Source organism: Janthinobacterium sp. ROICE36 (assembly GCF_002869965.1).
Lineage (GTDB): Bacteria > Pseudomonadota > Gammaproteobacteria > Burkholderiales > Burkholderiaceae_D > Janthinobacterium.
The window spans coordinates 1-24,290 of record NZ_PEBS01000051.1 but is presented as its reverse complement, the minus strand read 5'-3'; the positions used below and the strand labels follow the sequence as shown (position 1 = coordinate 24,290).

General features: G+C 66.4%; 23 protein-coding genes and 1 pseudogene. 14 read left to right on the top strand and 10 right to left on the bottom strand.

The features are described from left to right. Positions 1-114 precede the first annotated feature (114 nt). From purT to CSZ94_RS19315, 3 genes are read left to right on the top strand one after another with little or no spacing between them, the layout of a single operon-like run. Positions 115-1,344, top strand: a complete 1,230-nt coding sequence (gene purT, locus CSZ94_RS19325; protein WP_102123006.1) for a formate-dependent phosphoribosylglycinamide formyltransferase — start codon at positions 115-117, stop codon at positions 1,342-1,344. Between the two features lie 8 nt (positions 1,345-1,352). Beyond that, positions 1,353-1,802, top strand: coding sequence for a DUF6678 family protein (locus tag CSZ94_RS19320; protein WP_102123027.1), 450 nt, complete (start codon positions 1,353-1,355; stop codon positions 1,800-1,802). A 4-nt stretch (positions 1,803-1,806) separates the two neighbouring features. Next, positions 1,807-2,544 (top strand): hypothetical protein, encoded by a 738-nt coding sequence (locus CSZ94_RS19315; protein ID WP_102123005.1) that lies wholly within the window; start codon positions 1,807-1,809, stop codon positions 2,542-2,544. Here the strand turns inward: CSZ94_RS19315 and CSZ94_RS19310 are convergent. Genes CSZ94_RS19310 through CSZ94_RS19285 form a run of 6 tightly spaced genes read right to left on the bottom strand, consistent with a single transcriptional unit; the run spans position 2,531 to position 7,262 of the window. Continuing rightward, entirely contained in the window at positions 2,531-3,235 is a 705-nt protein-coding gene (locus tag CSZ94_RS19310) for an ABC transporter permease (protein ID WP_180977539.1), read from the bottom strand. The two genes, CSZ94_RS19315 and CSZ94_RS19310, sit on opposite strands and share 14 nt — an antisense overlap. Next, on the bottom strand, positions 3,232-4,515 hold the full coding sequence (locus CSZ94_RS19305) for a glycosyltransferase (RefSeq protein ID WP_258001094.1): 1,284 nt from the start codon (positions 4,513-4,515) through the stop codon (positions 3,232-3,234). The genes CSZ94_RS19310 and CSZ94_RS19305 overlap by 4 nt, the downstream gene beginning before the upstream one ends. Beyond that, on the bottom strand, positions 4,509-5,408 hold the full coding sequence (locus tag CSZ94_RS19300; RefSeq protein WP_102123004.1) for a hydrolase 1, exosortase A system-associated: 900 nt from the start codon (positions 5,406-5,408) through the stop codon (positions 4,509-4,511). Before CSZ94_RS19300 ends, CSZ94_RS19305 begins: the two co-directional genes overlap by 7 nt. A gap of 11 nt (positions 5,409-5,419) precedes the next feature. Continuing rightward, positions 5,420-6,262: a hydrolase 2, exosortase A system-associated gene (locus CSZ94_RS19295; protein WP_102123003.1), complete on the bottom strand. Its 843-nt coding sequence runs from the start codon at positions 6,260-6,262 to the stop codon at positions 5,420-5,422. Then, positions 6,259-6,504, bottom strand: coding sequence for an acyl carrier protein (locus CSZ94_RS19290; protein WP_102123002.1), 246 nt, complete (start codon positions 6,502-6,504; stop codon positions 6,259-6,261). Before CSZ94_RS19290 ends, CSZ94_RS19295 begins: the two co-directional genes overlap by 4 nt. Further along, a complete protein-coding gene (locus CSZ94_RS19285) occupies positions 6,483-7,262 on the bottom strand; it encodes a hypothetical protein (protein ID WP_258001093.1) in 780 nt (259 codons plus the stop codon). Before CSZ94_RS19285 ends, CSZ94_RS19290 begins: the two co-directional genes overlap by 22 nt. Positions 7,263-7,448: 186 nt before the next feature. Between CSZ94_RS19285 and CSZ94_RS19280 the strand changes: the two genes are divergently transcribed. The 3 genes from CSZ94_RS19280 (at position 7,449) to CSZ94_RS19270 (ending at position 12,282) form a co-directional block, all read left to right on the top strand. Continuing rightward, the gene (locus CSZ94_RS19280; protein ID WP_102123001.1) at positions 7,449-9,059 is read left to right on the top strand and encodes an acyl-CoA ligase (AMP-forming), exosortase A system-associated; all 1,611 of its coding nucleotides are present in this window, start codon (positions 7,449-7,451) and stop codon (positions 9,057-9,059) included. Positions 9,060-9,181: 122 nt separating this feature from the next. Beyond that, on the top strand, positions 9,182-10,360 hold the full coding sequence (locus CSZ94_RS19275) for a pyridoxal-dependent decarboxylase, exosortase A system-associated (RefSeq protein ID WP_102123024.1): 1,179 nt from the start codon (positions 9,182-9,184) through the stop codon (positions 10,358-10,360). Beyond that, positions 10,357-12,282 (top strand): asparagine synthetase B family protein, encoded by a 1,926-nt coding sequence (locus CSZ94_RS19270; RefSeq protein ID WP_102123000.1) that lies wholly within the window; start codon positions 10,357-10,359, stop codon positions 12,280-12,282. Before CSZ94_RS19275 ends, CSZ94_RS19270 begins: the two co-directional genes overlap by 4 nt. Here the strand turns inward: CSZ94_RS19270 and CSZ94_RS19265 are convergent. After that, positions 12,191-13,126 carry a polysaccharide deacetylase family protein gene (locus tag CSZ94_RS19265; protein ID WP_102122999.1) on the bottom strand — a complete coding sequence of 312 codons (936 nt, stop codon included), beginning with the start codon at positions 13,124-13,126 and terminating at the stop codon, positions 12,191-12,193. The genes CSZ94_RS19270 and CSZ94_RS19265 overlap by 92 nt on opposite strands. Next, complete coding sequence (locus tag CSZ94_RS19260) at positions 13,123-14,403, bottom strand: putative O-glycosylation ligase, exosortase A system-associated (protein WP_102122998.1); 1,281 nt, start codon at positions 14,401-14,403, stop codon at positions 13,123-13,125. Before CSZ94_RS19260 ends, CSZ94_RS19265 begins: the two co-directional genes overlap by 4 nt. 136 nt (positions 14,404-14,539) lie before the next feature. On the opposite strand from CSZ94_RS19260, the gene CSZ94_RS19255 reads away from it, so the two are divergent. From CSZ94_RS19255 to CSZ94_RS19230, 6 genes are all read left to right on the top strand, one after another. Then, the gene (locus CSZ94_RS19255) at positions 14,540-16,624 is read left to right on the top strand and encodes a glycosyltransferase (RefSeq protein WP_258001092.1); all 2,085 of its coding nucleotides are present in this window, start codon (positions 14,540-14,542) and stop codon (positions 16,622-16,624) included. A 15-nt stretch (positions 16,625-16,639) separates the two neighbouring features. After that, entirely contained in the window at positions 16,640-18,121 is a 1,482-nt protein-coding gene (locus tag CSZ94_RS19250) for a lipopolysaccharide biosynthesis protein (RefSeq protein ID WP_102122996.1), read from the top strand. Between the two features lie 2 nt (positions 18,122-18,123). Beyond that, positions 18,124-19,197: a glycosyltransferase family 4 protein gene (locus CSZ94_RS19245; protein WP_258001091.1), complete on the top strand. Its 1,074-nt coding sequence runs from the start codon at positions 18,124-18,126 to the stop codon at positions 19,195-19,197. Next, on the top strand, positions 19,187-20,740 hold the full coding sequence (locus CSZ94_RS19240) for an MBOAT family O-acyltransferase (RefSeq protein WP_102122994.1): 1,554 nt from the start codon (positions 19,187-19,189) through the stop codon (positions 20,738-20,740). The genes CSZ94_RS19245 and CSZ94_RS19240 overlap by 11 nt, the downstream gene beginning before the upstream one ends. 2 nt (positions 20,741-20,742) lie before the next feature. Further along, positions 20,743-21,936 (top strand): hypothetical protein, encoded by a 1,194-nt coding sequence (locus CSZ94_RS19235; RefSeq protein ID WP_102122993.1) that lies wholly within the window; start codon positions 20,743-20,745, stop codon positions 21,934-21,936. Positions 21,937-22,022: 86 nt separating this feature from the next. Beyond that, complete coding sequence (locus CSZ94_RS19230) at positions 22,023-23,027, top strand: 2-hydroxyacid dehydrogenase (protein ID WP_102122992.1); 1,005 nt, start codon at positions 22,023-22,025, stop codon at positions 23,025-23,027. Here the strand turns inward: CSZ94_RS19230 and CSZ94_RS19225 are convergent. Next, a complete protein-coding gene (locus CSZ94_RS19225) occupies positions 23,016-23,204 on the bottom strand; it encodes a TfoX/Sxy family protein (RefSeq protein WP_258001089.1) in 189 nt (62 codons plus the stop codon). The genes CSZ94_RS19230 and CSZ94_RS19225 overlap by 12 nt on opposite strands. A gap of 175 nt (positions 23,205-23,379) precedes the next feature. Between CSZ94_RS19225 and CSZ94_RS19220 the strand changes: the two genes are divergently transcribed. Then, positions 23,380-23,613, top strand: coding sequence for a hypothetical protein (locus CSZ94_RS19220; protein WP_102122991.1), 234 nt, complete (start codon positions 23,380-23,382; stop codon positions 23,611-23,613). Continuing rightward, on the top strand, positions 23,610-24,092 hold the full coding sequence (locus tag CSZ94_RS19215; protein ID WP_102122990.1) for a MepB family protein: 483 nt from the start codon (positions 23,610-23,612) through the stop codon (positions 24,090-24,092). Before CSZ94_RS19220 ends, CSZ94_RS19215 begins: the two co-directional genes overlap by 4 nt. Before the next feature lie 67 nt (positions 24,093-24,159). Here CSZ94_RS19215 and CSZ94_RS28815 read toward each other — a convergent pair. Further along, positions 24,160-24,290: pseudogene (locus tag CSZ94_RS28815) on the bottom strand (IS481 family transposase); the annotation flags it as partial.

Here is a 24,290-nt window from a genome sequence, read left to right as displayed (position 1 = left end):
ATTGCCAGCCTCCCCCGCTGCCGTGCAGTCCGCACGCCTGCGCCGCGCCCTGTCCAAGAGGGCCGGCATTTGTTATAGTCCCAGCCATCTTTCCATAAGCCTACAGACCCTGCCATGACCACTAGCATCAGCAGCACCATCGCGCCGCGCACCTTCGGCACGCCCCTGTCTTCCACTGCCATCAAAGTCATGCTGCTGGGCTCGGGCGAACTGGGCAAGGAAGTGATCATCTCGCTGCAGCGCCTGGGCGTGGAAGTGATCGCCGTCGATCGCTATCCGAATGCACCGGGCCACCCCGTGGCGCACCGTTCGCACGTGATCGACATGAACGACGGCGTGGCCCTGGCAGCCCTGATCGATCTGGAAAAGCCGGACCTGATCGTGCCGGAAATCGAAGCCATCGCCACCGATACCCTGGCGGCGCTGGAAGCGGCGGGGCAGATTACCTGCATCCCGAACGCGCGCGCGGCCGTGCTGACGATGAACCGCGAAGGCATCCGTACGCTGGCGGCCGAAACGCTGGGCGTGGCGACCTCGCCATACCGCTTCGCCAGCAGCCTGCAGGAGCTGCAACTGGCGTGCCAGGAAATCGGCTTTCCCTGCGTCGTGAAACCCGTGATGTCGTCGTCGGGCAAGGGCCAGTCCAAGCTCAATGGCCCGCAGGATGTGGAAACGGCGTGGGCGTATGCGGCCAGCAGCGGCCGGGTCGACACGGGCCGGGTCATCGTTGAAGGTTTCATCGACTTCGATTACGAAATCACCCTGCTGACGGTGCGTGCCGTGGGTGCTTCGGGACAAATTGAAACGCAGTTTTGCGAGCCGATCGGCCACTTGCAGGTGCAGGGCGACTACGTGGAATCGTGGCAGCCGGCCCGCATGGCGCCCCTGGCCCTGGAGCGTTCGCGCGAGATCGCCCGCAAGGTGACGGATAACTTGGGCGGCCTGGGCCTGTTCGGCGTGGAGCTGTTCGTCAAGGGCGACATGGTGTGGTTTTCGGAAGTGAGCCCCCGTCCGCACGACACGGGCATGGTCACCATGGCCAGCCAGCTGCAGAGCGAATTCGAATTGCACGCGAAAGCCATCCTGGGCTTGCCCGTCAACGTGGCCCTGCGTTCGCCCGCCGCGTCGGCCGTCATCTACGGCGAGCTGGAAGCGAAGGGCATCGCCTTCGAAGGCGTGGCCGACGCCTTGAGCGTGCCGGGGGCGGACTTGCGCCTGTTCGGCAAGCCGGAATCGTTCGCCCGCCGCCGCATGGGCGTGGCGCTGGCCACGGCCGACGATATCGACACGGCCCGCCAGCGCGCCGTGCTGGCCGCCTCGAAAGTCAAACCGGTCGCGCGTTGATGGGCATTATGGTCGATCCCAGCCTGCCGCTGGCCGACGCCGGCGGCGACGACATCAAGCGCAAGCTGCGCGGCCACATCGCGCGGCGCAACCTTGCCGGCGCCGCCAACGACTGCAAGTGGAACGAGCTGCTGGCCTTCATGCGCGGGCAGACCGAATGGCTGCCGTCATACCGCTATGGCTCCGTCAGCGGCTACGTCTCGCGCTGGGATACGGAATGGGATTACCACCCGCCGTTTCCCTTCATGGGCGTGGAATGGTTCGACATCGGCCTGACCTCGGAAGAACACGTGGGCATGCTGCTGCCAAAGAAAATCATCGACCATGGCGTGTGGATCGTGCCGGAACTGGAACGCATCGGCTTCGATTTCGAGGTGCGTGACCGGGTAGCGCGCATCTGGGGCTATCTGCCACGCAATTATCACGATTTCCCGCCCGCCGACGAATTCAAAGACTAATCTCATGCCTGAAAACGCTATCCCCCAAGTACCGCAACCGGACGACGCCGTCGTCGGCAAGGAAGCGGGCGCGCAGATGCTGGCCACGGCTTGCGCCGCGCGCGACGCCTTCTATGCCACCCTGGGCGCCGTCGACGCCGACGTGCTGGCGCCGCTCGTCAATCCCGCCTTCATGGGCGGTCCGCGCTGGCCATCGTTGCGCCAGGCCTGGCGCGTGATCCGCCGTGCCGATTCGATCATCATTGCCAGCGACGGCTTGAGCGATCCGTTCGAAGATGACGACGACGTTTTTGTCCCGCGCGGCCATTTGCTGGAAGTGTGCATCGAGGCGCCGCTGGCCGCCTTCGACGGCCATCCCGTGCAGGCATCGTGGCTGTTCGACGTGATTTATCAAGTCAGCCAGAACGTGGCAGACCACGGCTCCATCGATTTGCTGCTGCAGCGCCACGGCAGCGTCTCGATGGCGCTGGACGTGCAGCATGCGCCAGCAGGCCTCGAAGACGAAAACGAACAGGTGGGCGTGCTGCTGGCCCAGGGTACAGCCACGCTTCCCCCGTCTTTCGACACGCCATATGGCGAAGTGATGCTGCTGACCGCCACCGTGCTGCAGCCGGCCGAACTGGCGCACATCGGCGAGGCCGAAGACAAGGCGCCAGCGCGGCGCGACCTGGCCGCCGCGCTGGCCGCCTCGCCGACGGGGCATCTGAGCGTCGCCAAGCGGCCGGCCGTCACTCCCCGCTAGGCGGCTGCACGGGCTCGGGCACTGCGGGTACTGGCGTTTCTGTCTTCGCTTCCTTGGTGTCAACGATGGCGGGGGCGGGCTCCGGTTCGCGCCACTTGCCCGCCGCCTTCAGCTTGTTCTTCAGCCCCGGTAAGGGAAAGCCCAGCGCATAGGCTTTTTGCGCATGCGCGCTGGCCTTCTCGTAGTCCTTTTTTTTGACATACATCAGGCCCAGGTTGTACTGGATGGTGGCCTGCTCGGGCGCCAGGCGGCTGGCAGAGTCCAGCTGTTCCAGCGCCATCGCATCCTGGCCCATGGCCAGCAGGTAGTTGCCATACACCATGCGCGCCGTCACGTCGTGCGGCGCGAAGGCGATGGCCCGTTCGAAGTAGCAGGCGACCGTATAGCGGGCGCCGACGGGCTGCGCGCTTTTCAGGCGCAAGCCCAGCTTGGCCATCGAGGCCAGCGCCCGGTGGTGATTCGGAAAGTGTTCAAGCGTGTAGCTGATGTCGCCGCCCAGGCTGCCCGTCATGCCTTGCGTGAGCGTTTCCACGGCGCGCGAAAAATGGAATTTCTCGACCACGGACAGGCCGTCGCGGTCTTCCGCGCTCGTATAGTCGCCGCCCGGCGTGTGCTTCACGTAAGGCGGGCATTCGGCGGCGGCATGGGCGCAGCAGGCGGCCAGGGCGCAGGCAGGTATCAGGTGTTTCATGCTGTTCTCCTGTGGCTGACCTGGTCCAGCAAGTCGGCCAGGGCGTTGCTGCGGGCTTGCCGCGATTGCAGGGCGATGGCTGCGGGGCTGGCCAGCGGCGCGCGGCCCTGGCGCGCCAGTTCCAGGAAGCGCAGCAGGGCGCGCGCGCAGTCGGCGCTGGAAGCCAGTTGGCCGAGGGTATCGATGCCGCAGTGGCGCAGCTTGGCCGCGCTGTCGCCGGCCAGGTCGGTCAGCGCCAGGATGGGCCGGCGGCAGCGCAGGTATTCATACAGCTTGGCGGGAATCTGCGCGTTGCAATTGGCCGCCTGCAGCAGCAGCAAGCCGTCGGCGGCCAGCATTTCCTGCAGCGCCGCATGGTGCGGCTGCAACGGTTCCAGGCGCACCAGGTCCAGGATGCCGTATTTCACCAGCAGGCTGGCCAGCCATGCATCGTGGCCCGTGGCGCGCAGCACCAGCTGGAAATTGCGCACATGCAGCACGCCGTCGTGGCGCAGCTTGGCCAGAGCCTCGAACAGCGCTTGCGGATCGCGCTCGGACGGGTAGATCACGCCGCTGTGCAGCAGCTGGAAGCGGCTGCGGTGGCCTTGCGGTCCGTCCCGCGGCGCGGCGCCCTCGCCATCATCGTCATCATCATGGCCATTTTCGATCAGGCAGAAGCGCTCGCGCTCCACCTGCGCCAGGCGCCGCTGGTGCGCGTCGATGGCGCCCGGGGTGGTGCAGACGATGGCCGCGCTGCGCGTCGCGATGCGCTGTTCGATCCACGCATGCATGCGGTGCAAACGCGCTTCGGGCGGATACGGCGCCAGCGGATCGCTATCGTCTAACATCGGGTCGCGCTGGTCGGCGATCCACGGCAGGCCGCTGAGTTTTTGCAAGGTCATCGCGATCAGGTGCGCCGTGGCGATCGGGTAGGTGGACCAGATGGCGTCGGGGCGGTACTGGCGGATCATGCGCAGGCCCGCCGGCACGGCGCTCAGCCACCAGGAACTCCAGCGGTCGGGCAGCGCCAGGCAGCGCGGGTAGCGTCCGGCGATGGCCAGGTGGCGCGCCGCGTCCAGTGCCAGGGTGCGCCGCACGGTGGCGTGCGCGCCGATCTGCGCCAGCTGCGCATCGCCCCGCTGCGCATACGCGAGCGGCGCGGGACTGAGCACCAGCGGCTGCCAGCCGCAGTCGGGCAAATGGCGCGCGAAGCCCAGGGTGCGCAGGATGCCGCTGCCGCCAGCCAGCGGCGGAAAATGGTAGGCGACCATCAGCACCCTTTTTGGTGTAAGCCCTAGCATGACTGCAGCCACCGTGCGCACAGCTGTTCGACTTCGGCGCGCCAGGCGGCGCTGGCGAACGTGTGGTTGGCGCCATCGACCTGCGCCTGCGTCCAGTGTGCGCGCGCGGCGACGGCGCGCCACGCCGCATCGCCGTCGAGCAGGGCTTGCCACTCGCGCGCGCCCAGGTCGTCGCCGCTGAGGATCAGCAAGACCTTGCCCTGGAATTGCGTCAGCGCCCGCAGCAGGGCCGGCGCGGGCGCGTCGTCTTCCTGCGCTGGTGGTTCCTGCGTGGCGGCCGTCACCTGCCGCAGCGTAACCAGGCTGGCGCCCAGCTGCAGTCGGCCGCCAGCCAGCTTGCGCCAGAACGCGCCTTGCAGCAAACGTGGCAGATAATAATGGCGCAGGGTGGCGCGCGCCAGGCCGGCGCTGCTGCGCACCCACGGGTTGAGCAGCACCAGGGCATTCACGCGCGCGTCGAGCGGCGCATGGCAGGCGGCGGCCGTGGCGCCGTCGCACAAGCCCCACAGCACCACTTCGCGCAGCGAGGGCACGGCGTCGAAGAATTGCGCCAGCGCGCCGGCGATGTCGGGGCCGGCGGCGCGGTAATCGCGCGCGCTACCTTCGCTGTCGCCCATGCCACGCAAGTCGAAACGCAGGACGGGCCAGCCTTGCGCGGCCAGGGCGCGCGCCAGCAAGACGAACTGGCGGTGGCTGCCGACGCGGTACTGGGGGCCGCCCGTGACGATCAAGACGCCGCGCGGCCCTGGCACGGCGGGCAGGCTGAGGATGCCGACCATGCGCGCCTGCGCCTCGCCGTCTTCACCTGGATCGTTTGCCACGCTGCGAAAGCGCAGCGCCAGCTGGTGCACGGTTTGCGCAGCAAGGTGCTGCTGACTGCTGTCGCGCTTCATGGCGGCGTCCTTTACTCGGCCAGCCAATCGCGGCACAGTGCCCGCGTGGCCTCCAGCAGTTGCGGACACGCCAGCAGCTCGCTGCTGTGCCAGAACGGGCCGTCGCCGAAGCTGGCCACGTGCACGGCGGTGCCGCGTTCACGCCAGTGGCGCGCCAGCGGCGGCAAGGGCGCGCCGGTTTGCTCCGGACCCTGGTAATCGAGCCAGTAGACAGGCACCGCAGGCAGCAGCGCCGCTGCGCTGACGCCATCGATAGCGTGCGCCAGCTCGGGCGCCAGCAGGTAGCCGGCCACTTCCACGGGCTCGCCTTGTGCCAGACTGGCGCGCGCATGGCCGGGTGCGTCCTGCGTGCCGCCGGCCAGCATGCTGCTGGCCAGGCGCAGGCGCAGGAAGCGGTCGATGCTGCGCCGTCCATCGGCTTCCGGTTGCCACAGCAGCAAACGCGCCAGGGGTAGCGGCGCGCGGCTGGCGAAATCGAGCGCCAGCAGGGCGCCCAGGCGCACGCCCCACACGGTCAAGGGGCCGTCGACGCGCTGCGCCAGCCAGGCGCAAGCCAGGTGCAGGTCGTTGTGCCAGATGTCCCAGCGCGCCTCGCCGAAGTCGCCGCTGCTGTCGCCGCAGCCAAACAGGTCGATCTGCAGCACGCTGTAGCCGGCGGCGGCAAAGGCGCGCGCCTGCGCGGCGGCCACGTGGCGGCTTTTATTCAGTTCTTCCGCGAACGGATGCACGTAGAGGATGCCGCCGCGCACGCTGCGGCCCGGCGGCGGCAGGTGCAGCAGGCAGTAGCGCTGGCCGCCGCTGGCGGGCAGGAAGAAGGGCAGCAGCGGCAGCGCCGCGGTGGCGGTATGGCTCATCGACGCAGCTGTGCAAACACGAAGTCGTGCAGGCTGCCCACGGTGGCGAAGTGGCGCGCGTGAATGTCGTCGTCGGCGACAAAGATGCCGAAATGGTCTTCCAGCGCGGCGATCACGCCGATCACGGCCATCGAGTCGAGTTCCGGCACGCTGCCCAGCAGCGGCGTGTGGGCTTCCAGCGCGCGCCCGTTCAAGCCCAGGGTGGTGTCGAGGATGTGCTTTACTGCTTCAAGATGCGGCATGTCAGCTCCAGGGAAGGGTAATGTGGCAGGCGGCTGGTATCGAAGGCCAGGCAGGCAATGTCGTCCGGGCGGCGCGACAGGTGCAGATACGGCGGCAGGCTGGCGGCCATCCATTGCCAGCGCCCGCAGCGCAGGAAGGTGGCCGTGCCCAGCGCCTGCGTGCCCAGGCGCGCATGGGCGCCCAGCGAGGCACGGTTGAAGCGCGAGATGCGGCTGCACGACCAGCGCACGCCCTGCGCGTACAACACGGCGTTGGCTTCTTCCCACAGGCGGGCGAAGACCAGGCCGCCCCGCTGTGCCGGATGGACCCACACGTCCAGGTCCCACGAAGACTGCTTCGACGCCAGCGCATAGCTGGCGCGCACCTCGTCTTCCTGGCAACCGTGGCGCAGCAGCCAGATCCAGCCCGCCATGCCGTCTTTTTCCGCGTCTTGCCGGCTGCGCGCCACCAGGCATTGCGCGCCCTGGCGGTAACGCTCGCGCAGCGCGCCGGGACGGCGTTCGGGGCCGGACGGCAAGTCCGCCTCCGCCAGGCAGGGCGTGACAGTGATCGACTGGCCGCGCCCGCGGCACAGCGAACCGGGCGCCACGGCTTGCGCCACGAACTGGTAGCGGTGCAGCGCGCAGCGCCCGCCCGGTATCGCTGCCAGCAGCCGCGCTAGGGCCAGCCAGGCGCTGTCGCGCCAACCCAGCTGGCGGAGGCTGGCGGCAAGCCGTTGCAGGGGGGGCAAATGGAGGAAGCGGGCGAAGCTGGCCATGGCGGTCAAGGATGGGGCGGCTATGCAGCCAATGTTGTCCATTAGAGCGCAGCGGCCGGCGCTGGTCTTGCGCCGGCTCAAGCTGTGTTGCTGAAACTGTTAATTGATCAAAATCAAGACCGCTGTGGCCGTTTGTCTGAATCATAGGGGAATGCATGGCAATCATGGCAACCCGGAGACGAAACGATGGCGACACTGATACACGAGTTGATATTCGACGCGGCGCAGCGCGCGCCGCACGCGCCGGCCCTGTCGTGGCAGGGCGAGGAACACAGCTATGCCGCGCTGGCGCAGTCCGTGCGCGAGGCGGCCGCGACCCTGCTGACGCTGGACTTGCGGCGTGGCGCGCGCGTGGCCGTGTACCTGGAAAAACGCCCGGAAAACGTCGGCGCCATGTTTGGCGCGGCGGCGGCCGGCGGCGTGTTCGTGCCCGTCAATCCGCTGCTCAAGCCGGACCAGGTGGCCTACATCCTGGCCGATTGCAACGTGACCATCCTCGTCACCTCGCGCGAACGCCTGGCGCAGCTGGCGCCCGCGCTGGCCGCCTGCCCGGACTTGCAGACGGTGCTGCTGACGGGCGAAAGGGAGACGGCATCGCACCTGGGCAAGGTACGACTGCTGCCGTGGAGTGGCATACCCGCCGCGCCCGCGCCCGCGCCCGCACTCCCACTCCTGTGGCATGCGGTGATCGACACGGACATGGCCGCCATCTTGTATACCTCGGGTAGCACGGGGCGGCCGAAAGGCGTGGTGTTGTCGCACCGGAACATGCTGGCCGGTGCGCTCAGCGTGTCGTCCTACCTGCGCAACACGCCGCAGGACCGTATTCTGTGCGTGCTGCCGCTCAGTTTTGATTATGGCCTGAGCCAGCTGACGACGGCCTTTGCCAGCGGCGCCTGCGCCGTGCTGATGAATTATCTGCTGCTGCGCGACATTGTCGAGCTCGTGGAGCAGGAAGCCATCACGGGCCTGGCCGCCGTGCCGCCCCTGTGGGTGCAACTGTCGCAGCTGAGCTGGCCCCTGTCCACGCCTTTGCGCTACATCACCAATTCGGGTGGCGTGATGCAGCGCAGTACGCTCGACCGGCTGCGCCAGTCGCTGCCGCGCACGCAGGTCTACCTGATGTATGGCTTGACGGAAGCGTTCCGTTCCACCTATCTGGCACCGGAACAGCTGGAGCGGCGTCCCGATTCCATCGGGCAAGCGATCCCCAACGCGGAAGTGCTGGTGCTGCGCCCCGACGGCAGCGTGTGTGACACCGACGAGCCGGGCGAGCTCGTGCACCGTGGCGCGCTGGTGGCGCTTGGCTACTGGAACGATGCAGCGCGCACGGCCGAGCGCTTCAAGCCGCTGCCGCCGCAGGCGAGCGGCCTGGTGCTGCCGGAATTGGCCGTCTGGTCGGGCGACACCGTGCGCCGCGATGCGGATGGCTATCTGTATTTCGTGGGCCGCAGCGACGAGATGATCAAGACGTCCGGCTACCGGGTCAGCCCGGCCGAGATCGAGGAAATCGCGTATGCGAGCGGGCTGGTGGGCGAGGCGGCCGCGCTGGGCCTGCCCCATGCCGTGTTGGGCCAGGCCATCGCCTTGCTCGTCACGCCCGCGCCAGGTGCCGAATTGTTGCGCGACAGCGTGTTGGCCGCCTGCCGCGCGCGCCTGCCCAGCTATATGGTGCCGCTGTGGGTGGAAATCCGCGACGGCGTGCTGCCGCGCAATCCGAACGGCAAGATCGACCGCCCATTGCTGGCCAGGGAACTGGCGCGCGCGTATGCGGTCCAATCAGGAGATGCGGCATGAACGGTCCCGGCATCAAAGACGGCCATTTGAACAGCCCGGAAAGCCCGGAAGGACCGGAAAGCCCGAATAGGCCGGAACTGCCGTCGCACGCGCCCCTGCGCCAGTTCGCCGTGGCTGGCGACATGCTGCAGATCGGCGGCATGTCCTTGCGCCGGCTGGCCCAGAGGGTGGGCAGCACGCCGTTCTACGCGTATGAACGCGCGCACATCACGCGCCGCGTGGCCGAACTGCGCGCCGCCTTGCCCACCGGGGTGCTCGTGCATTACGCCATGAAGGCCAATCCCATGCCGGCCGTGGTGCAGTGGCTGGCGGGCCTGGTCGATGGCATCGATGTGGCCTCGGGCGGTGAACTGGCGACGGCGCTCGATACGCCCATGGCGCCGTCGCGTATCAGTTTTGCGGGACCAGGCAAGAGCGATGGCGAACTGGCGCGGGCCGTGGCGGCAGGCGTGCTGATCAATGTGGAATCGGGTGCCCAGCTGGAAAGGGTGGCGCTGGCCAGTGAACGGCTGGGCGTGACGGCCAGGGTGGCCGTGCGCGTGAATCCCGATTTCGCCTTGCGCCGCACGGGCATGCGCATGGGCGGCGGCGCGCAGCCGTTTGGCGTCGATGCGGCCCAGGTGCCGGCGCTGCTGAGCCGCGTCGGTCAGCTGGGGCTGGATTTCCACGGCTTTCACCTGTATGCGGGCTCGCAAAACCTGTCGGCATCGGCCCTGGCCGAAGCGCAGGCGCTGAGCGTGCAACTGGCCCTGCAACTGGCCGACAGCGCGCCGTCGCCCTTGCGCACCCTGAATATCGGCGGCGGCTTCGGCGTGCCGTATTTCCCCGGCGACCAGGCCCTCGACCTGGCCCCCGTGGCGGACGGCTTGCAGCGGCAGCTCGACATCCTGGCCCAGGCGGCGCCCGCCGCCCGCCTGAACCTGGAATTGGGCCGCTACCTGGTGGCCGAGGCCGGTATTTATGTGTGCAAGGTGCTCGAACGCAAGGTGTCGCATGGACAGGTCTTTCTCGTCACGGATGGCGGCTTGCACCACCATCTGGCGGCCTCCGGCAATTTCGGCCAGCTGATCCGCAAGAATTATCCGGTCGCCATCGGCAACCGCCTGCAGGGCGGGGCGCGCGAAGTGGCGTCCGTCGTGGGACCGCTGTGTACGCCGCTGGATTTACTGGCCGACCGGATGGAAATGGCGCGTGCCGAGGAGGGCGACCTGGTGGTGGTGTTCCAGTCGGGCGCGTATGGCTTGACGGCCAGCCCGACGGCCTTTCTCGGCCACCCCTTGCCGGTCGAGGTGCTCGTATGAGCGGCCTGTGCGGTTGGCTGGCGGCGGCGAACGGGGCCGATACTGGCACCGCAGCGCAGGCCGCGCTGGTCAGCATGGCCGCGCCCTTGTCGCGTTTCGATGGCGCGCTCCTGGCCGCCAGCGTGAGCGACGTGGGCGGCGTGGCCGTGGCCGCCCTCGATGGCAGTCGCCATGTGCACCAGCAAGATGGCTTGCAAGTGGCCATCTGGGGCCGGCCCGTGCTCGACGATTCGGCGGACGACGTGGCGAGCCGCCTCGCGTCCCTGTGGCTGAGCCGGGGCGTGGCCGCCTGCGCCTGCCTGTCCGGGCCATTCTCGCTGGCCATCCTCGACGCTTTTTCCGGCTCGGCCCTGCTGGCCGTGGACCGCGCCGGCATGCACCCGCTCAGCTATGCGAACAATGCGCAGGGCCTGTTCTTTGCCTCTTCGCACGACGCCTTGCTGGCCCATCCATCCGTGCGGGGTGCGCTCGATCCGCAAGCACTGTATCACTACCTGTACTTCCACATGGTGCCTGGCCCGGCCACGGCGTACCTGGGCCAGCAGCGCTTGCTGCCTGGCGAATACCTGGAGGTGCGCGGTGGCAAGCTATGCAAGGGCAGTTACTGGCAGCTGGCTTTCCAGGAGCCAGGGGCGCGCAAGCGGGCCAGCTTTGCCGGCAACAAGCAGGAATTCCTGCGCCTGCTGCGCCAGGTCGTGGAAAGCAGCCTGGGGGCGGATGGGGCGGATACGGGGGCGTTTCTCAGCGGCGGTACGGACAGTTCCACCCTGGCCGCCATCATGGGCCAGGTGACGGGCCGGCCCGCGCGCACGTATTCCATCGGTTTTGATGCGCCCGGCTATGACGAAATGGCGTATGCGCGCCTGGCCGCCAGCCACGCGGGCAGCATCCACCACGAACGCTACGTGACGCCTGACGACGTGCTGGCCGCGATTCCCGCCATGGCGGCCATTTTCGACCAGCCTTTCGGCAATGCCTCGGCCATTCCCGCCTTTTACTGCGCGCAGATGGCGCGCGAGGATGGCGTGACGCGTTTGCTGGGCGGCGATGGCGGCGATGAATTGTTTGGCGGCAATGAGCGCTATGCGCACCAGGCCTTGCTGTCGCAGTACGCGCGCTTGCCTGGCATATTGCGCCAGGCCATCATCGAGCCGCTGCTGTTCCGTGTACGCACGGGCAAGTCGTGGCGGCTGGGCGACAAGGCGCGCCGCTACATCGAGCAAGCGAGCTTGCCGCTACCGGCTAGGCTCGACAGCTACAACCTGCTGCTGCGCCATGGCTACCGCACGGTGCTGGAAACGGGCTTCATCGATACCATAGCCCCGGGCATGGCGCCCGGCTGCGTGAATGGCGCGTATTGGGAGCGGCAAGGCCAGGGTTTGAGCCAGATCAATGAACTGCTGGCGCTGGACATGCGTTTTACTTTGGCCGACAACGATCTGTTCAAGGTGCGCAAGGCGTGCGAGCTGGCTGGCGTGGAAGCGGCCTTTCCCTTGCTGCACGATGCGATGGTGGCGTTTGCCGCGCGCCTGGCGCCGCGGGACAAGCTCGATGGCAGGCAGTTGCGGCCCTTCTTCAAGCGGGCGCTGGCGGACATCCTGCCGCCGGCCATCGTGCGCAAGAAAAAGCACGGCTTCGGCTTGCCATTCGGCCAGTGGTTGCACAGCCACGCGCCGCTGCGCGAATTTGCTTTTGACAACCTGACGCAGTTGCGCGGGCGCGGCATCGTGCGGCCCGCCTTCATCGACGATTTGCAAGGGCGCTTGCTGGTGGAACATCCGGCCTATCACGGCACCATGGTGTGGCTGCTGCTGATGCTGGAACAGTGGCTCAGCCAGCATCCGGGCGCGCTGGGTGCGCTTGCCGGCGGTTTTGCCGCAAACGCCACAGAAATGCCAGCCGTCCTCGATCCCACGGCGTAAAGCGGGGCAGTTGCAACAGGTCCAGCCCCGCGCCGGGGCGCGCCACGCCCCAGTCCGTGGCCACGGCCGCCTTGAAACCCAGGCTGTGGACCATTGCCACATGCGGCGCGCCATAATCGCGCCCGGCCTTGCCGTTCGGATACGCAAACAGGGAAACGGGCGCCTGGATCAAGTCTTCCAGCTGGCGCTTGCCGTTGGCGATGTCCAGCTGCGCCTCCCGCTCTGACAAGGTGGACAGAATCGGGTGGCTGGCCGTGTGCGCGCCCAGGCCCATGCCCGCCGATTGCAACTGGCGCAGCTGCGCGGTGCTCAGCATGGCCGCCTGGCCCGCCGTGGCGCCCGTTTGGCGGCGGATCTGCATGGCCAGCTGCTGGCGCCGGCCGAACGGCAGGTATTTGAGCTGGCCCAGCAAGGTGGCGATGGCCGCTTGCCGCTGCGCCAGGCTGGCGACGGGCAGGCAGCCCAGGCCATGTTCCTGCAAGTCCAGCTGGGGACCGGATGCCTGGCGCACGGCCTCGATCAGCGTGTCATTCCACATCTGTCCGCCGTCCAGGTAGGCCGTGGCGATAAAAAACGTGGCGTGCAAGCCATGGCGCTGCAGCAACGGCAGGGCGACTTGTGCATTGTCCGCATAGCCATCGTCAAAGGTGATGCAGGCGGCGCGCGGCGGCAAGCTGCCATCTTGCAAGCGCTGCACGGCGTCGTACAGGGACAGCGGTGCATAAAAGCGCTTCAGCAGGCGCAGCTGGCGCTCGAACAGCCGGGCGTCCACTTCGCCGGGAAACAAGGGGTCGGGCCGCGCCAGCACGCGGTGGTAAATCAAAATGGACAAGGTGGCCGTCATGGCTGCTCCCCGATGGCGGCCCTGGCCTGGCGGGAGGTGAGGCTGGGCGCCTGCTGCTCGACGATGATGCGCGTGGCGATCAGGGCGGCCATCAGGTAGTAGGGCATGTCGAAATACAGCAGGCTGAGGAAGGCGCCGCCCACGGCAAAGCCGATCAGGCTGGCCTGGCTCATGGTGGCCAGGCCGTGCGCCCAGCGCAGCTCCGGCTTGCCCCGCGTGCGGCGGATGATGGCGGCGGCCGTGCGCCAGGTGGCGATGCCCAGCGCCAGGTAAATCAACAAGCCGACAAAGCCGTGTTCGCCCAGCGCCTGGAAATAGATGCTGTGCGCCGCGTGTACATCCATGGGGTTGGGCGCGTAGCGGGCGAAGATGCTGGCGTCGGACACATCGAAGCCGCCGCCAAGAAAGCGCTCGCGTGCCAGGTTCCAGGCCATGCGCCAGGCATTCAGGCGGCCCATGGCAGAGACATCGTCCTGATAGGTGTTGATGGTATCCATGCGTTCTGCCCAGCGCTCGGGCATGAAGGCCAGCAGCAGCGGTGCGACCGCTCCGAGCAGCGCGCCCAGCACCAGCTTGCGCTCGCTTTTCAGCCACATGAACAAGCCCATGGCGGCGATGGCCAGCAGCCCGCCGCGCGAATACGAGCCCAGCGCGGCCAGCGCCGACAGCAGCATTGCCAGCGTCAGGCCGTGGCTCAGCCAGCGTTTGTCCGTGTTTTGCTGCAAATAATACATGAGGGGGATGGTGATGATCAGCGCCAGGGCCAGCGAGTTGTTATCCCCGATAAAGGTTTCCTCCGGCCCCCAGACCCGCTCCGTGCCGCCGCTGCGGAGGGTGAAGATGCCGCCTTTCACGCCGTAAAAGCCGATCGAGCCCACCAGCACCCACACGAGGCGCACGATGTCGCGCCGCGTGCGTATCACCATCATGATGACAAAGCTCATCAGCATGATCTTCATGACCTTGTTCCACTGCACCCACGACGCTTCGGGCAGCAGCGCGAACGGGGCCGTGACATTCATCCAGCCGACGAACAGCAGCAGCAGTACGCTGACGGGCGTGAGTGGCAGATTTTTCGGTTCGCGCGTCATCGCTAGGCTGAGCATGGTGACGATGGCGATGATGAAGGCGAACGGCATCTGGGTGGCAAAGCCCCAGGCTTGCGTATGCGGGTTCATCACGCTGACCCAGACCCACATCAGGCCGCCAATGGCTGGCGCCTTCAGGATGTAGGGCAGCGAACCGAGGATGATGATGCTGATCACGATGTCGCGCATGAAGGGGACGCTCCTGGTTTTTGCCGGGTTGGCAAGGTATTGATGCCTGTCAACGGGCTGGCGGGCAGGCTCAGTACACTGGATCAATACTGCTGGATGCATAGTTTTGTCATGGTAAGACCAAGGCGGCATGTCCTTGTTGACCGTTCTCATGGCGACCTACAATGGCGCCGGCACCTTGCCCCAGGTATTGCGCGCCTACATGGCGCTGCGCCCGCCCGTGGGCGGTTGGCGCCTGGTCATCGCCGACAATGGCAGCACGGACGCCACGGCCACGGTGATCGCCTCCTTTCGCGGCCGACTGCCCTTGAGTTCCGTCTACGTGGCGCGGCGCGGCCGCAGTCCCGCCCTGAACGGGGCCGTCGAGTACGCTTTGCGCCAGGGCGGCGATGGCAACGAGCTGTTCGTGTTTGGCGACGATGACGCCATGCCCGCGCCCGACTGGTTGTGCCGTCTGCAGGGCAGCGCGCGCAGCCACCCCGGCTACGCCCTGTTCGGCGGCGCCATCGTGCCCGCCTGGCGGGAACAAGCGGCGCACTGGCTGCTGCGCCTGACCCCCGTTGGCTTGACGTGGGGCATTACCAGCCCCGAGCTGCGCGACGCGCCCATCTATCCGGGCCTGGTGTGGGGCGCCAATATGGCGATACGCCGCCGCATCTTCGAGGCGGGCGCCCGCTATGACGAAAGCATCGGCCCGCAAGGGAGCAATTACGCCATGGGCAGCGAAACCCGGCTCAACCTGGAGATGCATGCGGCAGGCAATCCTTCCTGGTTCTGTCCGCAAGCGAGGGTGGCGCACATCATCCGCCCACAGCAAGTGCAGCGCGCCTGGATACTGCGCCGCGCCATGCTGTTCGGCCGGGGCCAATGTCGGCTGGCCACGCTCGCGCCCAGCGTGGAGCTGCTGGGCGTGCCTCGCTGGATGCTGGGCAGATACGTGCGCGATACCCTGGGCGCCTTGCGGGCCTGGTTGCGGCGCGACCAGGCCGAGCTGTTCCTGCGCCAGTGGGAACGGGCCTGGCTGCGCGGTTTTTTCCATGAAGCGTGGCGGGGACGGCGCAAACGCCTGCCGCGCATCGTCATCAGCAGTTATTCGGGCGAGCTGGGCGGCATGGAACTGCGCATGGCGCAAGAGGCCAAAATGCTGGGCGCGAGCGGCTATGACAGCGTGCTGGCGCTGCGGCGCTTTCCCGGTTTTACTGCCTGGGCGCAAGACTTGCGCGCAAGGCAGATGCAAGTGCGCGTGTATGAACCGCCGCTGTTTCTCGAACACTGGGCCTGGCGGCGCTGGAATTGGCTGCGCGCCAGGGTCACGGGCGCCTGGCGGCTGCGGCGGCTGCGGCCCGACCTGGTCCATGTGGCGTTTTGCTGGACGGCATATGGCGCTTCCATCCTGTGGCTGGCGCGGCAGTGCCGCTTGCCGGCCGTGATCAGCGTGCACAATGCGTTTCCCCTGGAAACCTTCAGCGAATGGCAACGGCCCCGCTTGCAGGAAGCGTTTCGCAGCGTCAAAGGCGTGTATGCCGTGTCGCCGTCTGCCATGCGGCATTTCCTCGACCTGTACCGCGACATGCTGGCGCCAGAAACGCGGCTGGCCGTCATTCCCAATGGCGTCGATACGGATACTTTTATTGTCTCGCCCGCACGGAAAGTGCTGGCGCGGCAGCAACTCGGGCTGCCGCCGGACGCGCTGGTGCTGGGGGCTGTGGCGCGACTGTCCGCGCAAAAGCGCCCGCAGGCGCTGCTGGCCCTGTTTGCCAGGCTGGCGCCGCAGTTCCCCCACCTATATTTGGTGCTGGTGGGCACGGGACCGCTGGAAGCCATGCTGCGGCTGCAGGTTCAACAGGCGGGACTGGCGCAACGCGTGGTGTTTGCCGGCTTCCAGCAGCGCGTCGAGCTGTTGATGCCCGCCTTCGACCTGCATGTGCTGCTGAGTAAAAATGAAGGCTTTGGCATCGCCACCATCGAAGCCATGGCGTGCGGCGTGCCGGCCGTGGGCACGGATGTGCCGGGCACCCGCGATATCCTGCACGATAGCGCCGGGGGACTGCTGCTGCCGCTCGATGACGAGCACGCTGCCTGCGCGGCCGTCGCTAAGTTGCTGGTCGATGAACCCCGGCGCGCCCGCATGGGGCGGCTGGCGCGCGAGGAAACCGTGCAGCGCTATTCGATGCCGCGCCTGGAACGCCAGTTGCGGCAGTTCTATGCGGGCCTGGTCTAGGCGCGGGCGGTCCGCATGAGCGCCACCCGCCATTCGTTTTTCTTTTCCTTCGCCGAAAAATACACGGTGCTGCTGCTGGGCATCATCGCCAGCATGGTGCTGTCGCGCCTGTTGACGCCGGCCGAGGTGGGCGTGTATTCGCTGGGCGCCGTGCTGGTGGCGCTGGCGCAAGTGGTGCGCGATTTTGGCGTGGGCCAATACCTGATCCAGGAAAAGCAGCTCGATGCCGTGAAACTGCGGGCCGCGCTGGCCACCAGCCTGCTCGTCGCCTGGCTGCTGGCAGGCATGGTGCTGCTGGCCAGCGCGCCGCTGGCGCAGTTCTATGGCGAGCCCCGGCTGACCCTGGTGCTGCGTTTGCTGTCGGTCAATTTCCTCTTGATCCCATTCAGCGCATTGACCTTACCCATGCTGCGCCGCCAACTGCGCTTTCGTGCCATCTACGCCATCAACGCGGCCAATAGCGTGGTCAACCTGCTGGTGGCCGTGCTGCTGGCGCTGCAGGGCTACAGTTACATGAGCATGGTGTGGGCGGCGCTGGCCGGTTCCTGCGCTTCGCTGCTGGTGAGCTTGCTGGTGCGGCCGGACGCGCTGCCGTGGCTGCCGGGACGGCGCGGCATGGGCGATATCGCCCGCTTTGGCGCGTATGCGACGGGCGGCGGCCTGGTCGACGAGGCGGGCGTGGCGGCGCCGGACCTCATCATCGGCAAGCTGATCGGCATTGAAAGCCTGGCCCTGTTCGGCAAGGCGCAAAGCATGCTGAATATTTTTAATCAAGCCATCACCAGCGCCATTTCGCCCGTGGTGTTTCCCCTGTTCGCGGTGCGCGCCCGCGAAGGAGGGGGACAGGGTGGGCAGGGCGGGGCTGAGCTCGTGTATCTGCGCACGATCAGCTACATGACGGCGCTGGCCTGGCCCTTCTTCCTCTTCCTAGCCTGCATGGCCTTGCCCCTGGTCAAGGTGTTGTACGGCGCGCAATGGATCGGCTGTGTGCCCTTGATACGCATCATGTGCCTGTCCTCGGCCGTGTATAGCATGTTCAGCATGGCCCGCTACCTGTTCGTGGCGACGGGCCAGCTGCATGCGCAGGTGCGGCTCGATGCCTGCGCTGGCCTGATAAAAGTGGCGCTGCTGCTGGCTGCGGCGCCGTTCGGCCTGGTGGCCGTGGCCTGGGCCGTGGTGCTCAGCAACGTGCTGCGCAGCTGGCTGAACTACGGCTGTCTGCGGCGCTTGAGCGCACTCGACTGGCGCATCCTGGCGCGGGCCTTGCGCAAAAGCCTGCTGCTCTGCGGCGTCAGCGCCGTGGCGCCCGTCGCTGCGCTGCTGTGGCTGCCGCTTGATACACCGGCGCTGCTGGCGTTGACGGGTACGGCGCTGGCCACCTTGCTGTGCTGGCTGGCCGGTCTGTTCCTGTTGAAGCATGAACTTGCCGGTGAGTTCTTGTTGTTGCAACGCAAGCTGGCTGGCCGCTGGCTGGCAGTCAAATGCACGAAAGGATGACCATGCGTGTCGGTATCTTGTCTTACCCGATGCTGTTCCAGCGCGACGGCGGCTTGCAGATCCAGGTACGCGAAACCATTGCCGCGCTGAACCGCTTGCCCCAGTTACCGGCGCGCCCGCTGGAGGTGCAACTGGTCGACGCCAACCACCAGCGGCTGGCCGATTTCGACGTGCTGCCCGTGTTTTCGGCCAGCAATGGCACTTATCGCATCATGGAAATGGCCAGCGAGCAAGGCGTGCCCGTGGTGCTGTCGCCGCTGCTGTCGCCTGGTTGGGGCCGGGCCGGCGCCTGGCGCGCGCGGCTGGCCGACCGGCTGGCGGGATGCTTGACGCAATGGATGGTGCAAACCAGTTATGCGCAGACGCGGCGTGCCTTGCAGCTGGCCGACATGGTAATCGCCCTGGGCGAGGCCGAGCGCGATGCCATCGTGCAAGGTTTCGGCATGGGGGCCGAGGCCATCCGCGTCTTGCCGAATGGGATCAACCCGCATTTCTTCACGGCCAATGGCGATCTGTTCCTGCGCGAAACGGGTATCGCCGAGCCGTTCGTGCTGATGACGGGCAGTATTTCAGCGTATAAAAACCAGCTGGGACTGGCGCAGGCGCTGGGGGGCGCCGGCTTGCCTCTGGTGCTGATCGGCGCCGCGCCGCGCGAACAGCAAACGTATTTGCAGCAGTTGCTGGACTTGCCGCACGTCAGCTGGCTGGGCGCGCTCGACCACGCCGACCCGCTGCTGGCCAGCGCCTACCATGCGGCGGCCGTGGCGGCCTTGCCCAGCCAGGGCGAAGTGTTTCCCTTGAGCGTGCTCGAAGCGCTGGCGGCCGGCACGCCCGTCGTCATGACGGCGCAAAGCGCGCTGGACTTGCCCGATTCCGCGTTTGCGCTGCGCAAGGTGGCCTGGGACGATGGCCCCGCGCAGCGCCAGGCCATCCTCGACTTGCTGGCGCTGCCGCCCGAGCGTTCCCGCGTGCAAGCCCTGGTGGAACGTTTTACGTGGGAAAGGGTGGCCGCGCAGATTGCCGATTGTTACTACCAGGTCCAGTCCTTGCCTGCCAGGAGGCAGCATGCTGTTTAATTCCTTCGCCTTCCTGTTCGGCTATCTGCCCATCGTGCTGGCCGGCTATTTTCTGCTGGACCGCTGGGGATCCAGTGCCAACTGGCGCCAGGCGCCGGCCGTGTGGCTGGCGCTCGCCTCGCTGTTTTTCTATGCCTGGTGGGATGTGCGCTATTTGCCGCTGTTGCTGGCATCCATTTGCCTCAATTACGGCGCCGGGCGCCTGATTGGCGCCAGCGCGGGCGCGGCCCGCAAGCGCACACTGCTGGCGGCGCTGGCGCTGAACCTGGGGCTGCTCGCCTACTACAAATATGCGAATTTCTTCATCGATAGCGTGAACGCCATCGCCTCCGGTGCTGGCGCTGCCAGCCTGCCCCTGTCTGGCCTCGCCATCATCCTGCCGATCGGCATCTCGTTTTTTACCTTCACGCAGATCGCCTTCCTCGTCGATTGCTACCGGGGCGAGGTGCGCGAATACCGCTTCATCCATTACCTGCTGTTCGTCAGCTATTTCCCGCACCTGATCGCCGGCCCCGTGTTGCACCACCGCGACATGATGCCGCAGTTCGCCGACCCGGCCAACGCCCATCCGCGCGCAGCCAATTTCGCCATCGGCCTGTCGATTTTCACCATCGGCCTGGCGAAAAAGGTGCTGATCGCCGACAATCTGTCGCCGCTGGCCATGCCCGTCTTCGCCGCTGGCGCCACACCGACTTTGATCGAAGCGTGGATCGGCGTGCTGGCCTACACTTTCCAGCTGTATTTCGACTTTTCCGGTTATTCGGACCTGGCCATCGGCCTGTCGCGCTTGTTTGGCGTGAAATTGCCGCTGAACTTCAACTCGCCGTACAAGGCGGCCAATATCGCCGACTTCTGGCGCCGCTGGCACATGACCTTGTCGCGTTTCCTGCGCGACTATCTGTATATTCCCCTGGGCGGCAGCCGCCACGGCGAGGCCATGCGCTACCGCAACCTGATGCTGACCATGCTGCTGGGCGGCCTGTGGCATGGCGCCGGCTGGACCTTTGTCATCTGGGGCGGCTTGCATGGCTTGTACCTGGTGCTGCAGCAGGCGTGGCAGCGGTTCTTTGGCGCGGCGCGGGCGCGTTGGTGGCCTGGTTGGTGGTCAACCTTCCTGACCTTTCTTGCCGTGATGCTGGCCTGGATCTTCTTCCGCGCGCCCGACGTGGCCACGGCCTGGGATATCGCGGGCGCGCTGGTGGGGGCGAACGGCGTGAGCCTGCCGCGCGGCCTGGCCAGCCATGCGGCCAGCCTGGCGCAGTGGGGCCTGCATCCCGCCTTCGACGGCATTCGCTGGATCGAACTGGCGGGACCGGGCTTGCCGGTGCTGCTGGGCGCCATGCTGCTGGCCTTCAGGGCACCGAACACGCAAGAAATTTTCTTTCTTTACGCGCCCGCGATTGAAAGAATATTTCAACCGATAGGACGCTGGGCCCTCAGCTGGCGGCCCACGCGGCGCTGGAGCGTGAGCTTTGCCGCGCTGTTCGTCGCCTGCATCTTCGGCATGAACCGGGTCACCGAATTTCTCTACTTCCAATTCTGAACATGGACACTCCGGCCCGCCGCTACCTCATCTGCTTCTGCGCCTGCGTCTGCCTGGTGCTCGGCTCCGTCTCGTTCATGAACTACCAGGTCGATCCCTACTTGCTGCACCAGTGGGACAGCCCCTTGGTGCAGCGCCTGCGTCCCACGTATGAAAAGCTGGCCGTCTGGGGCAAGACGTATGCGGTGGCGCGCTACCGGCCCGCCGTCGTCTACATCGGCAATTCGCGCACGGAAATGGGCTTGCCGGCGAGCAGCATGCGCACCTTGTTCGAGGGCAAGAGCGTCTTCAACAGCGCCGTCTCGGGCGCTTCGATCGGCGACGCCATCTTGCTGGCCGAGCACGCGGCCAGGGTCAGCCATGTCGACACCATGGTGTGGGGCATCCACGCGCCCTCGTTTTCCATGGAGCTGGGCTCGGCTGGCGTGGAGCCTGGCCTGACGGACGGCGGCCCCGCGTTTTTCGCGCGGCGCGCCTTGCTCAATATCAAGCGCGGCCTGACGGTGGACATGACGCGCGACACATGGCGCATCCTCAGCGGCAGCTATGACGGCGCCTGTCTGTCCAGCCTGGCCCTGCACGGCCAGCGCGACCAGTCCTGTATCACCAGCCGCAACCATGGCTGGGCCGGCACGGCGCGCGCGTTCACGCCGCGGCTGCAGGAATTCGGCGACGGCCTGGGGCCGACAGCACCCGCGCTGCGCGCCTTCGATGCGAGCGTCGGCACCCTGTGCCGGGGTGGCACGCGCTTGCGCCTGTACATCAATCCCACGCATGCGCTGACGCTAGCCGCCCTGTACTGGCGCGGCAAGTGGGACGCCATGCAACAGTGGCAGCGCGACCTGGCGCAGATGGCCGGGCGTTACCGGCGCCAGGGCTGCGACGTGCGCGTGATTGACTTTTCAGGCTTCAATAGCATCACCAGCGAGGTTATCCCGCAAGTGTCGGGCGCGCGCGACATGCGCTATTACTGGGAAGCGTCGCACTACCGCGACAATGTGGGCCACTTCATCCTGGCGCGCCTGTTCGGCGGCGCGCCACGGCCGCCGGCGGACTTCGGCGTCGAGCTGACGGAAACCGGCATCGTCGCCCACCAGGCGGCGATGCGCGCCGCGCGCGAGCGCTACCATGCGCAGCACGCGGACGAGACGGCGTACCTGCGCCATGTCTTGACCTTGCCCCGCGAACCCAAGTAGGCTGCCAAGGGCGCAGGCGTACGCCGTGGGGCAGGGCGCTTGCGTTATGATGTTGTTTTGTCATCCAGCACGTTCCAGGACTTTCCATGAAAATCGCCTTCTTTGCCAGCCAGCCCTACGACCGCCGCTTCTTCGATGAAGGCTTGCCGTCCCAGCCTGACGCCGCCGGCATCGAACTGGTTTACCACAGCGCCTTGCTGAGCCAGGAAACCGTGGTCCTGGCACAAGGCGCCGAAGCCGTTTGCGTCTTCGTCAACGACGTGCTCGACGCGCCAGTGCTGGAATCGCTGCACGGCTACGGCGTGCGCGCCATCCTGCTGCGCTGCGCCGGCTACAACAACCTCGACCTGGAAGCGGCCAGGCGCCTGGGCCTGTTTGTCGCCCGCGTGCCCGCATATTCGCCGCAAGCCGTGGCCGAATACACCTTGGCCCTGGTGCAGACCCTGAACCGCCACACGCACCGCGCCTACGCCCGCGTGCGCGAAGGCAATTTCTCTCTCGATGGCTTGCTGGGCGCCACCTTGCATGGCAAGACGGTGGGCATCGTCGGCACGGGCAAGATCGGCCTGGCCACGGCGCGCATTTTCAAGGGGTTCGGCTGCACGGTGCTGGGCCACGACCGGTATCCGGCGCCTGCGTTCGCAGAACTGGGCACGCTGGTGGCGCTGCCGCAGCTGCTGGCCGAATCCGACATCGTCTCCCTGCATTGTCCCCTGATGGAGAGCACGCGCCACATGATCAGCGAAGCTACGCTGCCGCTGATGAAGCAGGGCGCCATGCTGGTGAACACCTCGCGTGGCGGCCTGATCGACACGGGCGCCGTCATCGAGGCGCTGAAATCGCGCCAGCTGGGTTCGCTTGCCATCGATGTGTACGAACAAGAAAGCAATCTGTTCTTCCAGGACCGCTCGTCCGACATCATCGACGACGACATCTTCCAGCGTTTGATGACGTTCCCGAACGTGCTGGTGACGGGCCACCAGGGCTTCTTCACCATCGAAGCGCTGCGCGAGATCGCCGCCATCACGTATCACAACCTACAATGTTTCCTGCAGGACAAGGCGTGTGAAAACAGCGTATTAGCTGGCTGACGCCGGTTTCTTTGGCTTGGGCGGCGGCTTGGCTTGCGGGTAGGGCGGCGCTTCCTGCAGCGTGCCTTGCGCGCTGATCCAGGCGCGGCCCGCGTCCGTCGGCTTGATGAACAGCTGGTCGTCGGCGACGATGGCAAACATCTTGCCGTCGCAATACAAACCGTACTCGCCAACCAATTTTTCTTTGCATTGACGCTGCCTGCGCCCGCCAGTTGATCGAGCAAAAAATCCACGGTGCTTTGCTGCGATGCCATGTTGTCCTCCGTTTGAAAGAACCGGGTAGCGCACTGGCCAGGATGGGCCGGCGCGGCTACACTATCGCCATTATTTATTTTGCATTAGCGATTTTGCCATGACACCTGAGCATATTATTCACCGCGGCATCACCATCACCACCCTCGCATCGACCCAGGACGTGGTAGCCCACTGCGCGCCGGGTCAGATAGCTATCCGCGAGCAGGCCGATGGCTGGTGGTTATATTTTGTCGACGAAGATGGCAAGATCGAAGGCTATGACAGCCCGTTCGCCAGCCACGCCGAGGCGTTGTGGGCGGCCAAGGCCGCAGCCGAGTTCAGCGCGCAATGAAGGCCAGTCCGTGGGCCTTCCTGGGATTGCCGCAAGCGCCCGTGCCGGAAGCGGAAAGCGCGGACTACGGCGCCTGCCGTGCCGAACTGGACGGCAAGCGGCTGGTCTTGCGCATGGCGAAAACCACGCCGACGAAAACCGGCCAGTTCGTTACCGTCTGGAAGCGCCCCCATCCCGATGCCGAGATCGCCCCACTGGACGAAGCGGACCCCGTCGATATCGTCATCATCGCCGTGGGCGACGGCGCGCGGCACGGCTTCTTTGTCTTTTCCCGCGCCGTACTGATCGAACGCGGCGTGATGTCGCGCGCCGGCGTCGGCGGAAAGCGCGCGCTGCGCGTGTATCCGCCGTGGTGTGTGCCTGAATCTGCCCAGGCACTGCGCACGCAGCGCTGGCAGGCGCGGTGTTTTGTGGCGGCTGGGGATCAGCAAGGGCTGGAGCAACTATGCAGGAGCGAACAGTTTCGGGGGGAATCTTGAATTTTTCGATTTTTGGCACAGAGGAAATATATTAAGAGCACTACTGCACGTCGGTTTAGTAATAAACTTATCTGTCAAGACCGGCCTGGTTATATACGCGTTTAACGAATAATTCCGGCTTTTTCTCCTGCCATTTCTTCATCGCCTGAATCGGTGTTGCGTTATCCAAGGCGCGCTGGGGAATGTTGTGGTTGTAGA